Here is a 13,191-nt window from a genome sequence, read left to right on the forward strand (position 1 = left end):
CGAGTTGCGCGTCAGTCGCGGCGATGCGGAAGGGTTCAATATTATTGCTCATCGCTAGGCCTCTTGGGTGGATCTCTTGCCGAACCGTTTTTCAGTGTCAAGCGCCACAGCGTCAGACACGCCTTTCTCCTGGAAAAAAAATGGGTGTACTGTCGATTTTGGCCTGAGTCGCTTAAGGAGCCACCTGATGATTCCTGCCAACGCCGCGCCGCTCGCTATCGCGCTCCTCGGGCTGCTGCTCGGAATGCGCCATGCGACCGATCCCGATCACGTGATCGCCGTCACCACAATCCTCAGCCGGGAACGCCGGCTCGCCGTCGCCGCCCGGATCGGAGTCGTATGGGGACTCGGTCACACGCTGACCGTGCTGATTGTTGGCGCCGCGATCATCGTCTTCAAAATTGCGATCCCGGCGCGGCTCGGGCTCGCGATGGAATTCGCCGTCGCGGTCGTGCTGATTCTCCTCGGCATCGGCGCCGCCGCAAGCCTGGTTCTGAAAGGAGCGTCTCGAATGCGCCGGGGCTCTTCGCATCAGGAACACCTGGTCGTCCATGCGCACGCGCATGAACACGACGGCGCGATGCATGCGCATCCCCACGTTCACGCCGGCTCTCACGAAGACACCGACGCGATGCATCACGATCATATGATTGACGTTGACGCGTTGCCGGCGTTCGCCGCGCGGCGCCCGCTGCTGAGATCATTTGCCGTGGGACTCGTGCACGGGCTGGCAGGCAGCGCCGCGATCGCGCTGCTCGTCCTGAGCGCGATTCCGCAACCGTTGTGGGCGACGCTTTACCTCGCGATCTTTTGCGTCGGTACGATAATCGGAATGGGCCTGATCACCACCGCAATCGCGACCCCGTTCATGGTCGTCTCCCGCCAGGCGTCATGGATTCGTCAAACGCTCGTGACCGGGTCAGGCCTGCTGAGTTTCGGCTTCGGACTGTTCCTTGCCTACCAGATCGGGATCGTCGATCACCTGTTCAGCACCGCTCCCATCTGGATTCCGCAGTAAAAACGATCGCGCAACGACAAGAATTGTTCGCAGGAGACTCACATGATCGATCTGTACTATTGGCCCACACCGAATGGACACAAGGTTACGATCTTCCTCGAAGAGACCGGGCTCGAATACAAAATCGTCCCGGTAAACATCCGCAAGGGCGAGCAGTTCGCGCCTGAGTTTCTGAAGTTCAGCCCCAACAACCGGATGCCCGCGATCATCGACCATGACGGGCCGGGCGGGAAGCCGCTCGCGCTGTTCGAGTCGGGTGCGATCCTGCTTTATCTCGCGGAGAAGACCGGCAAGTTCATGCCGTCGGAGATGCGCGCGCGTTACAACGTCGTGCAATGGCTGATGTTCCAGATGGCCGGCGTCGGACCGATGTTCGGGCAGCGGGGCCACTTCCTTCGCGCCGCCCCTGAAAAGATTCCGTACGCGATCGAGCGCTATACCAACGAATCGCGCCGCCTGCTCAACGTGATCGAAAATCGCCTCGCCCAGAGCCCGTACCTGGCCGGTGACTACTCAATCGCGGACATGGCCACCTATCCGTGGGTGGTAGGAACGCGCCGCGAACCCGAGGAGTTGGATAGCCGCCCGAATTTCAAGCGATGGCTCGACGCGATCGGCGAGCGTCCCGCCGTCAAACGCGGCGTCGCCGTGATGGCCGATCTCCCGCCGGAGCCGCTGGACGACGCAGCCCGCTCGATACTATACGGCACCAAGCAATTCGACCGCCGCTAGTACGTTGTTGACGGAACGCCCGGCACCGTCGAGGTGCCGGGCGTTCGTAGGTTAATAGCTAGTTGTACCTAGTGATGCCCTGTAGCACCGCCGCCGTGCGGTGCTTCGACATGTCCGCCACCACCGCCGTGCGGTGCTTCTACGTGCGGCGCTTCGAAGTGTCCCCCTCCTCCTCCTCCGCCGCCGCCACCGCCGTGCGGACGCTCGAAAGCCTGCGCCTGCTGTGCATGCTGACGCTCAAACGACTGCATTTGTTGCGAGTGCTGACGCTGTAGCTCCTGCTGTTGCGCAAAATGTTGGCGCTGAGCCGTCTGCTGGTCGGCCACCTGCTTGCGCGCGAGCGCCTGCGTTTCATCCTGATGACGGCGGATGAGATCCGCTGCCTGCTGAGTGTGTTTGTCCTCGACCTGCCGCCAATCGGCGCTGGCGCCGACGGCCTTTTCAGGTGCGGCCTTCTGCCGCTGCTGCTCTTCCTGCAAATGTTGCCGCTCGAAAGCCTGCGTCTCCACGTCATGCTTTTGCTGAAGCTGCCGCAGTTGCTCCGCGCGATTGCGCTCGGCCTGCTGCTGCTGTTGCGCGCGATTGCGCTCGAGTTCCTGCAACTCCACGTTGTGCTGCCGCTGGATCGCCGCCTGCTGCACGCCATGCTCGCGCTCGACCGACTCGCGCATCGTGTCGTTCCAATCGGGATGACGCTGCAGCGCCACGGTCGGGTTCTTCTGCGCCCACCAGTGGACGTCGCGCCAGACGTGCTTGTCGTCGTAGTCGCCTTTCCATTCCGGATGATGCTGATTGGCCCACGCCGCATCGTGGTCATGCCACCACGTGTCGGTACGCCAGACGTGTTTGTCGTCGAAGTCACCCCACCAGTTGGGATGATTCTCGCGCACCCAGTCGGGCTTGGTCGCCCACCAATAGCTCGCGGGACGCCACACTTTGCGATCGTCGAAGTCACCCCACCAATCGGGGTGATTCTCGCGGACCCAGTCGGGCCGGTTCTGCCACCACCATCCTGCGGGACGCCAGATGCGCTGATCGTCGAAGTCGCCCCACCAATCCGAATGATTCTGTCGGCACCAATCCGGGTGATACTGCCACCACCATCCCGAGGGGCGCCAATAATGGTGATCGTCGAAGTCACCCCACCAGTCCGGGTGATGCTCGCGAACCCAGTCGGGATGATATTGGTACCACCACGGCGCCGCGTACCAGACGCCTTCGTAATTGTCGCCCCACCAATCCGGATGATGCGCGGTTACCCAGTCGGGCTGAAGCTGCCACCACCACGGCGCCGGATACCACGTGCCGTCCCAATCGTCGCCCCACCATTCCGGGTGATTCTGCAACACCCAATCGCGGCGGCGATGCCACCACCATCCCGCGGGATACCAGGTGTTCTGGTCAACGTCGCCCCACCATTCCGGATGATGCTCGCGCGCCCATTCCGGCTGATACTGATACCACCACGTCGCGGGGTACCACTGGCCCTGGTAATAGTCGCCCCACCATTCCGGGTGATGCTGACGGACCCACGCAGGCTGCGAATCCCACCACCACCAGGCCGGATGCCACCGGTGGTCCTCGTCGAAGTCGCCCCACCACTCAGGGTGATTCTGCTTGACCCATTCAGGCTGACGCTCCCACCACCAGGAAGCATCGCGAAAAGTGTGACCGCTATCGTAGTCGCCCCACGCAGGCGCGGGCGGGATAGGCGACGGCCACGGTTTGTACTGTGCAGATGCGGGCGCAGCCAGCATCACGAGGATAGTTATAGTTGCCGCCGCCAGCAGACCCTTGATTCCGCTCATCGATGCACCCCTGGTTAGTCGTCAAGCCAATCGCATCGCAAGCCAACGCATACAGGCAAATCGCACCCTATAATATGTTACGTACGGCAGCCAACAATCGTTTACCGGATAGTCGGATGCTGCTCGTTATTGTCATCCAGAGGAAGCGAGCAACGCCGCAATTAAAGTCCCGGGTGTCATTCCATCGGGAGGCCGACGTAGTTCTCGGCTAGCGTTTGAGATGCGGCGCGCGAGCTCGTGACGTAGTCGAGCTCGGCTAGTTGGCGGCGCTGGTCGAAGGCGTTTTCACTGGCGAACCGATGCAGCATTGAGGTCATCCACCAGGAGAAGCGCTGCACCTTCCACACTCGTCGCAGGCAGATTTCCGAATACCTAGTTAGTAGTTCGCGATTACTATTGGCGTAGTAGTCAGTCAGCGCGCGGGCGAGCACGCGGACGTCGGCGACTGCGAGGTTGAGGCCCTTGGCTCCGGTTGGCGGCACGATGTGGGCGGCGTCGCCGGCGAGGAACAGCGTTCCGGATTGCATCGGCTCGACGACGAAGCTGCGCATCTCGGTGATTCCCTTCTGGATGACGGCGCCACGGTTGAGTTTCCAGTCCTTGCCGGCTGCGAGTCTTAGCTGGAGCTCGTCCCAGATTTTTTCGTCGGGCCAGTTGGCGAGATTCTCGTCGGGTGCGCATTGCAGATAGAGCCGGGTGATCTCCGGCGAGCGCATGCTATGCAGCGCGAAGCCGCGCTCGTGGTAGGCGTAGATCAATTCGTCCGATGATGGCGTCGCTTCGGCGAGAATACCCAGCCATGCGAACGGGTAGATGCGATCGTACATCGTCAGTACACCGTTGGGGATACTCGGACGGCATACGCCGTGGAAGCCGTCGCATCCGGCGACGAAATCGCACGACAACTCGTTGACAGTGCCGTCGATGCGGTAGCGAATCTTCGGCGTTGGTCCGTCGAAGTCGCGGATGCTTACGTCTTCCGCCTCGAAAACGATCTGGCCTCCGGCGGCCAGCCGCGCCGCGATCAGATCCTTGATGACTTCGTGCTGAGCGTAGATGGTAACTGTGCTGCCTCCAGTCAGCCCGCTCAGATCGATCCGATGGCCACGGCCGCCGAAGCGCAGTTCGATGCCGTGATGGGTCAGGCCCAGGCGCGTCAGCCGCTCGCCCACTCCGGTCTCTTTGAGCAGGTTGACGGTGCCTTGTTCGAGCAGGCCGGCGCGGACTCGCTCTTCTACATATTGACGGCTACGAGCCTCGAGCACGACGGACTCGATGCCGGAAAGGTGCAGCAAGTGCGAAAGCATCAAGCCGGCCGGTCCCGCGCCGACGATGCCGACTTGTGTGCGATGATTCATGGACGTATGCGTAACATGTGAAGCTCGCCAAGGGTAAGGCCGAACAGTTCATCCCCCGGGAGGCGTGAGGAGTCCGTCTTCGATCAACGCCGCAGGTGGATTCCAATTGTGTCATCCCGAGCGAAGCCGAGGGACCCCGAGTGTTTCTCGATGCCAGGCTTGTTCACTGCGCGACTCAAGATCCGATACAGTCAGTTAACAGATGAGTTCGTCAGGCACCTCCTACTTCGTGTACATCGTCGCGAGTCCATCTCGCACCATCTACATCGGAATCACTAACGACCTGGTTCGTAGAGTCCACGAACACCAGATAAAGGAGATCCCGGGCTTCACTGCTACCTACCACGTTAATCGTCTAGTCCGGTTCGAGGAATTTGCTGATCCAGCCACGGCCATTTCACGCGAAAAGCAACTGAAAGGTTGGCGGCGCGAAAAGAAGATCCGACTGATCGAGTCGATGAATCCCAATTGGAATGATTTGAGTTTGGCGTGGGATGATGAAGTTCGCAAAAAACCGGGGTCCCTCGGCTCCGCTCGGGATGACAGAGAAGAAGAGACGACAGATTAAGAGTCTCCTTTCTAGAACTGCGCTAGCGCGAGTGCAACGAGGCTGCGAGAGCAAGAGTTCGGCGTGCCTGCTTAAGATGGGGCATGTCGAGCATTTTGCCGTCCAGCGCGACGGTGCCTGCGCCTGATGCGAATGCTTCGATCACGCGATTTGCGTAGGCGACATCTTCGGGCGACGGGGTGAATGCGGCGTTGATCACATCTACCTGATCAGGATGAATCGCAATCTTGCCGGTGAAGCCTGCGCGATGCGCGGTCTCAGATTCATGCTTGAGCGCACGGGCGTCCTTGAAGTTTACCGACACTGTGTCGATCGGCTGGACGTCGGCAGCCACCGCCGCCAGCAGGCATAGCGAGCGCGCAAGCTGGTAGGTGAAATCGAGATTGCCGTCGGCGTCGCGATTGGTAGTGGCGCCAACCGCGGCCGCGAGATCTTCAGCACCCCACGTCATGCCGGACAGTCGCGGACTGCATCCGACGAAACCGCCCAGCGCGAACATCGCGGCCGGGGTCTCAGTCGCGACCGGGATGATCGCGATCGATCCCGGCTTGACGCCGTCACGCGCTTCCAGAGCGGACAGGAAGTGATCGAGCATCACGACGTCGCTGGCCGAGGTAACTTTCGGCAGCATTATTCCGTCGGGCGCACCGGCCACGATCGCAGCCAGATCTGGTGTCGCTTTTGGCGTCGAGAGCGGATTGATTCGCACCCAGAGCTGAGTCCTCGCGCGATTGCGATGCGCGCGGAGATACTCGAGCACCATCCCGCGCGCGACTTCGGTGCGGTCCGCCGCGACCGCGTCCTCGAGGTCGAGCACCAGTGCGTCGGCGTGCGAGGATTCGGACTTGGCGAGCTTGCAATCGCTGTCGCCCGGCACGAACAGGAGCGAGCGGAGAGTCATGACGCCGGCCGCTTGCGCATCAGCGCCGACCGCTTGCAGTAGGCGACTTCCTCGGCGCGCTGGTTGAAGCATCGATGGTCGAACACGACGATGCCCGCGTCGGGGCGCGAGCGGCTCGCGCGTTTCTCGGCGACGGTGGTCTCGGCGCGAAGTGTGTCGCCGATAAACACGGGATGTGCGAAGCGCGTGTCTGCCATGCCCAGGTTCGCGATCGTGGTGCCGAGCGTGGTGTCGCCGACCGACACTCCGATCATCAGCCCGAGCGTGAAGATGCTGTTCACGATGCGCTGGCCGAACTCGGTACCTTTGGCAAATTCCGCATCAAGATGTAGCGGCTGCGGATTGTGCGTGAGCGCGCAGAAGATCAAATTGTCGGTTTCCGTGATGGTGCGCGTGATCGCATGCTTGAACACCTGGCCGTTTTCGAATTCTTCAAAATACAATCCGGACATCTTACTCCCGCTCCTTCATGATCGATTGCGCGACCTCGAGACTTACCAGCCGCGCGATAAGAATTGCCACGTATAACTGGCCGAACACCGACTCCATTACCGACAGGCTGCGGGCGCCTTCCGAGACTGGCGAGATATCGCCGAAGCCCGTCGTCGTCAGACACACGAAGCTGTAATAGATGAAGCTGTGGAGCGACGCGATGAGAGGCGCGGTGAGGCCCGCGTTCTTTTGAAAAAGTGCGGTGCTGAAGGAAGCGGGATTTTGCAGTTCGACGGCTGCGAAGGCATACGCAAATGCGACGCCCATCAGCAGGTAGGCGCAAATCGCCGCGCTGATCGTGTCGAGCGTCACGCTCCTTACGATGAATAGCCTGGAAACCAGCGCGATGATTGTCACAGCCAGAAACAGGCACGAAGAGATCGCGCTGACCACTTCGACCGCAGGGCTCCGCGTGAACAACAGCGCCACGCGGCCTCCAATCGAAGGAACCAGCAGCACCGACGCGATGGCGAAGAATATCCTGGTCGATCTAAGCGCATAGAGAGCGGCTAGAAGCACGAAAGAGATCGTCGCGGTCGCAAGATTCTGCGCGAAGGCATGGTGCGAAAACAAAGGCTGAGTGACGAGCAACAACAGAATCGCTACGAGCAGCACGGTGAATCTGCCCGGCCAGTTGTGATGCGCCAGCCCCAGCCTCCGCCACCAGGTCGCAGGGCTGAGTACGCTGCTGCTCTCGCTCATGATGGATCGGTTTCGCGCAACGGGACCGGCAGTGTCAAGGCGAGCAGTCCGGCCGCGACCAGCGACGCCGCCATCACGATCATCCCGCCGGCGAAACTATGCGTCCTTTGTTTGACGATACCGACAACGTAAGGACCGGCGAAGCCTCCGAGGTTCCCGATCGAGTTGATCAGCGCGATCGCGCCGGCGGCCGCCGCGCCGCTGAGAAACTCGGGCGGCACCGCCCAGAATGGTCCGAAGGGGCCCCAGATTCCCGCCGCCGCAATCGAGAGCGCGCCCAGCGACAGAATTGGAGAACGAGTCATCGACGCCAGCATCAGGCCGATGGCGCCGACCCCCGCACAAACCGCGAGATGCCGCCGGCGCTCGCCGCTCAGGTCCGACGCCCGGCCGACATAGACCATTGCGATCGCCGCGCCGAAGAATGGAATCGCAGACAGCATCCCGATTTCGAAGTCGCTGCGATGGCCGACGCTCTGGATAATCTGCGGCAGCCAGAAAGTCACACCATATAATCCAAATACAATTGCAAAATATACCAGCGAGAGTATCCAGACAGTCGAGTTGCTAATCGCCTCGACCAAACTGCGCGAACGCTTCTGAGTACCACGTCCCCGCTCTCTCTCTCTCGAGCCTACTAAGTAATGCGGCGCGCTCCTCGACCTCAAGCCAGATAGCATCGTTTGGACCATCGGGCAGATAGAGAAATACCATTACACCAAGAATCACGGCTGGCAGTCCTTCGAGGATGAATAGCCACTGCCAGCCTGACAGCGCCGCGAGTCCGTGCAATGAGAGCAGCGCGCCTGAGATGGGACCCGCGATAACGCCGGCGAGCGCGGTCGCTGTCATGAATAGTGCTACTGCTCGCGCTTGCTCGCGAGCGGGGAACCAGAAAGTGAGATAGAGAATCACGCCGGGGAAAAATCCAGCCTCGGCGAGTCCCAGGATGAACCGGAGGGCAAAGAAGGATGCAGCGCCGCGGACCGCGATCATCGCCATCGCGACCACGCCCCAACTGATCATGATTCGCGCGATCCAAAGGCGCGCGCCGACCCGCTCGAGGATCAAATTGCTCGGCACTTCGAAAAGCGAATAGCCCAGGAAAAAAAGTCCGGCGCCGAAGCCGAACACCGATTCTGTCAGTCCAAGCTCATGGTTCATCTGCAACGACGCGAAGCCGACGTTGATCCGATCGAGGTAGGCGACGAGATAGAGCACGAACAGGAACGGAATCAGCCGGCGTCTTGCGTTTGACAGCGCGGCGTCAGCGAGCCGCGATTCGACGGCGGTTTCAGGCGGGCGGGACTGCTCGTCAAGGTAATTACCATCGGCGTAAGGCATAGCGAACCAAGGCGGTTAGCAACTGCTGTACACGCCTTCGCAGTGAAAAGCGATTAGCATTTCAGAGTCGAACCGAGGCTGTCGGGGCGTCATTTTGCACGGATTGCAGCCCCACCGCAGGTCCCGAAAAGCGACGCCGTCTGTCCCAATGTTGGTCAACCCCTTTAGCTCGTCTCCTTTGTCCATCTTGGCGACACGGGCTAGCTGGTGTAGGTGCGCGCAATTTTGATGCTGCGCTTAGATCGCGGCAAGGCACGGACGTTGCGTAAGTGGAAAATGGCGCCTGGTGAGCGTAACGCACCTGGCGATGCGACCCGGTTCGTCACTTTCGCAAGAAGGAGGAGCGCGTCCGTCATGGACCAAATCATTCGATCTTTAGCGGGCAAGAGATTCGGATTGATGGGGTTTGACGCGCCCGAGGGCGACTCGATCATCGCAGCGCTGGTGGCCGCCCGTGGAATTGGTCACGTAATCGGTGCGGAACCGCTCATTCCCGGGCTCAACTCCTTCTCGCCCTTCGATGCGTGCTTCATCAACGCTTCGGCCATCGGCTGTGACGAGCGGCCGGCCCCGATCGAAATGATCGCGCATAGCCGAAAGCCCGCGATAATTGTCGGCTCCTTCGACGAACTGGTGGCGGGATTCGCTGCGTGCTTCGACCTCAACCGCGAATTCGTTTTGCGGCCGTGCACGCCGGAGGAATTGTTGCTCAGGGCTTATCATGTCCTCAGATTCGTCGAGACCGCGGAAGCCGCGAACCACACCTCGACTCCAAAGGGATCCCGGCTCGTGGTGCTGGCAGATGACGACGCCACAACAATCGTGATGCTTTCGACGATTCTTAAGCACTTCAATTTCGAATGTGGCATCGCGCACGACGGCAGGCAGGCGCTCAATCTCGCGCGCATGAAACGACCGGCCCTCGTGCTACTGGACGTGTCGATGCCGCGTATGGATGGGTTCCAGGCGTTGACTGCGCTGCGCGGCGAGCTGGCAACCAGGCATACGCCGGTGATTCTGATCAGCGCGCATCGCGACGAAGCCGAGGTGGTAAAGGGTTTTTCACTCGGCGCCGACGATTACGTCACCAAGCCGTTCAACTCCGGCGAACTGATCGCGCGGATCGGCCGAGTTCTGCGCGAGCCGGAAGAACAGTGACCGGTCCGGTTGTCATGTAGCGCCCGCCTGTTTTACTGTTTTCGCGTGTTCCGACTCGACGGCAAGACGGCGATCGTGACTGGCGCGGGCTCGGGGATTGGCTTGGCGATCGCATCGACGTTTGCGCAAAACGGCGCGCGTGTTTTCGCGCTCGATCGCGATCTCAAAGCGGCCAGCGCCGCGGTCGAGAATATTCGCGCTGCCGGCGGCAGCGCATCGGCGCTCGAATGCGACGTCGCGCTTGCCGCGTCAGTCGAAGCCGCCTTCACGCGAATCGATTCCGACCGGGATGGACCGCGCATCGACATACTGGTGAACAACGCAGGAATCGCGCACATCGGCACGGTCGAGAACACACCGGAAGCAGACTTCGATCGAATTTATTCGGTTAACGTGAAAGGCATATTTCTCTGCTCGCGGGCTGCAGTGCGCCGGATGCTTGCGAGCGGCGGCGGCGTGATTCTCAACCTCGCGTCGATCGCGTCGTTGATTGGCCTCACCGATCGCTTCGCATATTCGATGAGCAAAGGCGCCGTGCTGACGATGACGCGCTCGATCGCGGTTGATTACGTCAAGCGCGGCATCCGATGCAACTGCATCTGCCCCGCGCGCGTTCACACTCCCTTCGTCGACGGATACCTGCGCACGACATATCCGGGACGGGAGGCCGAGATGTTCAAGCAACTCTCCGAGTATCAACCGCTCGGCAGGATGGGCACGCCGGAAGAGGTCGCGGCACTCGCGCTCTACCTGTGCTCGGACGAGGCCTCGTTCATCACGGGGCAGGCGTATCCGATCGACGGCGGCGTGCTCGCATTCTGATGAAACAGTACGGCCGCACAATCAACCTGAAGGATCATCCGCAGATCATCGAGCGCTATCTCGAGCACCATCGCGCAATCTGGCCGGAGGTCGAGCGCGGGCTCAAGTCCGTCGGCGTCGAGCGCATGCTCATCTTCAAACTCGGCCGCCAGCTCTTCATGTTCATGGAGACTACAGACGCATTCGATCCAGAACGCGACTTCGCACGCTACGAGGCGAGCAATCCGCGCAATCGCGAATGGCAGGAACTGATGGCGTCGATGCAGGAGCCGGTCCCCGGTGCGCAGCCGGACGAATGGTGGGCCGAGATGAAGCTGGTCTTCACGCTCTAACGCTCGGCGCGAGCCGCGTATTTCAATTCGGCTTGACGAACTTGAGCGTCATGCGGTCGCTCTCTCCGATTGCGAGGTATTTGTCGCGATCCTTATCCCCCTGCCGCAAGGTTGGCGGCAGATTCCACACTGGTTGATTGCGCGGGTCCTTTGGATTTGCGTTGATTTCCGAGGTGCCCGCCAGCTTGAAGCCGGCCTGTTCGGCGATTTGAATCATGTAATCCTGGCGCACGTATCCATTCTTTGCTTTCGGATCCTGCGGCTGCGACGGATCTGCGCGATGGTCGGTTATTCCGAGGACTCCTCCCGGCTTCAACGCGCGATAAAAGGCCTTGAAGTAATCCTGGGTCGTGCCGCGTGGGAGCCAGTCGTGGACGTTCCGAAACGTCAGCACCATATCGGCGGTGCCCGCGGGCGCGATTTCGGTTTGGGTTGGCGGCTGTAGCGTCGTGACGATCACCTGGCCATAGGTCGCAGGATCGGCCTTGAGCTTGTCCTCGAAGGTCTTGGCGCCCGCGCCTCCTCCGACCGCTTCGTAAAGCTTGCCGTGGTCTTTGAGAAACGGCGTCAGGATCTCGGTGTACCAACCAGTGCCGGGCGAGATCTCGACGACAGTCATGTCGGGCTTAATCCCGAAAAAGGTGAGCGTCTCGAGCGGATGGCGATATTTGTCGCGCGCCTTGTTGGCGTCGGAGCGCTGAGGTCCTACGATCGCCACGTGCAGCGCGGTCGCAGTGCTGGCGTCATCCGTGGTCGCCGATTGCGCCGACGAGATCGCGCCGATCGACAATGCAAGGAAGACGAACAACGTCAATTTGATTCGGTGCTTCATTTCTGTCTCCATTCTGAACCGCCCGGGAATTCGAACGCGTCGAGCGAGGCGGGGAGCATCTCGATACTGAAGCCCGGCGCGGTCGGCGGCAGATAGCGGTCGCCGCGAATTACTACAGGATCCTTGAAGTGCTCGTGCAGGTGATCGGCGAATTCGATCATCCGGTTTTCGAGGCTGCCGCTCACGCAGATGTAATCGATCAGCGAAACGTGCTGGGCGTATTCGCACAACCCGATTCCGCCGGCGTGCGGACAGACAGGCACGCCGAACTTCGCCGCCAGCAAGAGCACGGCGAGCGCTTCGCTGAGTCCGCCGAGGCGGCAATTATCGAACTGGCAGAAATCGATCGCGCCTGCCTGCATCAACTGTTTGAACATCACACGATTGGCCGCATGCTCTCCCGTCGCGACACCGATCGGCGCAATCGCGCGGCGAATCGTGGCATGGCCGAGGACGTCGTCGGGGCTGGTAGGCTCTTCGATCCACAGTGGATTGAAGCGTGCGAGCGGACGCATCAACTCGATCGCCTCGCCGACGTCCCACGCCTGGTTCGCGTCCATCATCATGACGGCGCGCGGTCCGATTTCTTCGCGCACCAGCGCCGCGCGATGCACGTTGGCGGCGGAGTCGCGGCCGACTTTTATTTTGAACCGGGTCCATCCCGCGGCGAGCGCCTCGCGGCACAATCGGCGAACTTTGTCGTCGGGATACCCCATCCATCCGGCGGACGTGATGTAGGCCGGGTAGCCGTCTTTCCGCACCTGCGCTTCGCGATCGGCGCGCGTCGCGAATTTGCCGCGCAGCATTTCACGCGCCTCGGCCCTGGTGAGAGCGTCTGTGAGATATCGGAAATCGATGCACGAGACGAATTGCTCGGGCGTCATGTCGGCGACGAGTTTCCACACCGGCTTGTGCTCGATTTTCGCGTACAGATCCCAGACCGCATTCACGATCGCCGCCGTGGCGAGGTGAATCGCGCCTTTCTCCGGACCGATCCATCTGAGCTGGCTCTCGAACGTGAGGCGCTGCCAGAAGCCGCCGAGGTCGGCGACTATGTCTTCGTAGTTCGAGCCGACGATCAGATGTTGCAGGGCGCGGACGGCTGCGACTACAACTTCGTTGCC

At 61.0% G+C, this 13,191-nt stretch carries 13 protein-coding genes and 1 pseudogene; 6 read left to right on the forward strand and 8 right to left on the reverse strand.

Translation table 11 applies throughout. The features are described 5' to 3' along the window. Positions 1-187: 187 nt before the first annotated feature. On the forward strand, positions 188-1,018 hold the full coding sequence (locus VIW95_RS16460; RefSeq protein WP_331588555.1) for a hypothetical protein: 831 nt from the start codon (positions 188-190) through the stop codon (positions 1,016-1,018). A gap of 42 nt (positions 1,019-1,060) precedes the next feature. Further along, positions 1,061-1,750: a glutathione S-transferase N-terminal domain-containing protein gene (locus VIW95_RS16465; protein WP_331588557.1), complete on the forward strand. Its 690-nt coding sequence runs from the start codon at positions 1,061-1,063 to the stop codon at positions 1,748-1,750. 68 nt (positions 1,751-1,818) lie between these two features. On the opposite strand, the gene VIW95_RS16470 is transcribed toward VIW95_RS16465, so the two are convergent. After that, a complete protein-coding gene (locus VIW95_RS16470; protein ID WP_331588559.1) occupies positions 1,819-3,558 on the reverse strand; it encodes a hypothetical protein in 1,740 nt (579 codons plus the stop codon). Between the two features lie 176 nt (positions 3,559-3,734). Continuing rightward, complete coding sequence (gene pobA, locus VIW95_RS16475) at positions 3,735-4,916, reverse strand: 4-hydroxybenzoate 3-monooxygenase (protein ID WP_331588561.1); 1,182 nt, start codon at positions 4,914-4,916, stop codon at positions 3,735-3,737. Positions 4,917-5,118: 202 nt separating this feature from the next. On the opposite strand from pobA, the gene VIW95_RS16480 reads away from it, so the two are divergent. Further along, positions 5,119-5,484: a GIY-YIG nuclease family protein gene (locus VIW95_RS16480; RefSeq protein ID WP_331588563.1), complete on the forward strand. Its 366-nt coding sequence runs from the start codon at positions 5,119-5,121 to the stop codon at positions 5,482-5,484. Between the two features lie 22 nt (positions 5,485-5,506). Here VIW95_RS16480 and VIW95_RS16485 read toward each other — a convergent pair whose 3' ends face one another. From VIW95_RS16485 to VIW95_RS17670, 4 genes and pseudogenes are all read right to left on the reverse strand, one after another. Further along, entirely contained in the window at positions 5,507-6,385 is an 879-nt protein-coding gene (locus VIW95_RS16485; RefSeq protein WP_331588565.1) for a CoA ester lyase, read from the reverse strand. Beyond that, positions 6,382-6,837 carry a MaoC family dehydratase gene (locus tag VIW95_RS16490; RefSeq protein WP_331588567.1) on the reverse strand — a complete coding sequence of 152 codons (456 nt, stop codon included), beginning with the start codon at positions 6,835-6,837 and terminating at the stop codon, positions 6,382-6,384. Before VIW95_RS16490 ends, VIW95_RS16485 begins: the two co-directional genes overlap by 4 nt. A 1-nt stretch (position 6,838) precedes the next feature. Next, the gene (locus VIW95_RS16495) at positions 6,839-7,579 is read right to left on the reverse strand and encodes a potassium channel family protein (protein WP_331588569.1); all 741 of its coding nucleotides are present in this window, start codon (positions 7,577-7,579) and stop codon (positions 6,839-6,841) included. After that, positions 7,576-8,923: pseudogene (locus VIW95_RS17670) on the reverse strand (MFS transporter). The gene VIW95_RS16495 and the pseudogene VIW95_RS17670 overlap by 4 nt, the downstream one beginning before the upstream one ends. Positions 8,924-9,277: 354 nt before the next feature. Here VIW95_RS17670 and VIW95_RS16510 point away from each other — a divergent pair. Genes VIW95_RS16510 through VIW95_RS16520 form a run of 3 tightly spaced genes read left to right on the forward strand, consistent with a single transcriptional unit; the run spans position 9,278 to position 11,235 of the window. Continuing rightward, positions 9,278-10,081 (forward strand): response regulator, encoded by an 804-nt coding sequence (locus tag VIW95_RS16510; RefSeq protein WP_331588575.1) that lies wholly within the window; start codon positions 9,278-9,280, stop codon positions 10,079-10,081. Between the two features lie 45 nt (positions 10,082-10,126). After that, positions 10,127-10,903, forward strand: a complete 777-nt coding sequence (locus VIW95_RS16515; protein ID WP_331588577.1) for an SDR family oxidoreductase — start codon at positions 10,127-10,129, stop codon at positions 10,901-10,903. Then, entirely contained in the window at positions 10,903-11,235 is a 333-nt protein-coding gene (locus tag VIW95_RS16520; RefSeq protein WP_331588579.1) for an L-rhamnose mutarotase, read from the forward strand. The genes VIW95_RS16515 and VIW95_RS16520 overlap by 1 nt, the downstream gene beginning before the upstream one ends. Before the next feature lie 22 nt (positions 11,236-11,257). Here VIW95_RS16520 and VIW95_RS16525 read toward each other — a convergent pair whose 3' ends face one another. Beyond that, positions 11,258-12,067, reverse strand: coding sequence for a hypothetical protein (locus VIW95_RS16525; RefSeq protein WP_331588581.1), 810 nt, complete (start codon positions 12,065-12,067; stop codon positions 11,258-11,260). Continuing rightward, on the reverse strand, positions 12,064-13,191 hold a 1,128-nt coding region (locus VIW95_RS16530; protein ID WP_331588583.1), incomplete at its 5' end, for an enolase C-terminal domain-like protein. The genes VIW95_RS16530 and VIW95_RS16525, both read right to left, overlap by 4 nt.

Origin of the sequence: Binatus sp. (SeqCode) (assembly GCF_036522015.1) — a bacterium.
Taxonomy (GTDB): Bacteria; Desulfobacterota; Binatia; order Binatales; family Binataceae; genus Binatus.

Bases quoted from the DNA above. Each gene is read 5' to 3' on its own strand.
- VIW95_RS16480 (WP_331588563.1), top strand. From the start codon at position 5,119: ATGAGTTCGTCAGGCACCTCCTACTTCGTGTACATCGTCGCGAGTCCA.
- VIW95_RS16465 (WP_331588557.1), top strand. From the start codon at position 1,061: ATGATCGATCTGTACTATTGGCCCACACCGAATGGACACAAGGTTACG.
- pobA (WP_331588561.1), bottom strand. From the start codon at position 4,916: ATGAATCATCGCACACAAGTCGGCATCGTCGGCGCGGGACCGGCCGGC.
- VIW95_RS16460 (WP_331588555.1), top strand. From the start codon at position 188: ATGATTCCTGCCAACGCCGCGCCGCTCGCTATCGCGCTCCTCGGGCTG.
- VIW95_RS16510 (WP_331588575.1), top strand. From the start codon at position 9,278: ATGGACCAAATCATTCGATCTTTAGCGGGCAAGAGATTCGGATTGATG.
- VIW95_RS16520 (WP_331588579.1), top strand. From the start codon at position 10,903: ATGAAACAGTACGGCCGCACAATCAACCTGAAGGATCATCCGCAGATC.
- VIW95_RS16470 (WP_331588559.1), bottom strand. From the start codon at position 3,558: ATGAGCGGAATCAAGGGTCTGCTGGCGGCGGCAACTATAACTATCCTC.
- VIW95_RS16485 (WP_331588565.1), bottom strand. From the start codon at position 6,385: ATGACTCTCCGCTCGCTCCTGTTCGTGCCGGGCGACAGCGATTGCAAG.
- VIW95_RS16525 (WP_331588581.1), bottom strand. From the start codon at position 12,067: ATGAAGCACCGAATCAAATTGACGTTGTTCGTCTTCCTTGCATTGTCG.
- VIW95_RS16490 (WP_331588567.1), bottom strand. From the start codon at position 6,837: ATGTCCGGATTGTATTTTGAAGAATTCGAAAACGGCCAGGTGTTCAAG.
- VIW95_RS16495 (WP_331588569.1), bottom strand. From the start codon at position 7,579: ATGAGCGAGAGCAGCAGCGTACTCAGCCCTGCGACCTGGTGGCGGAGG.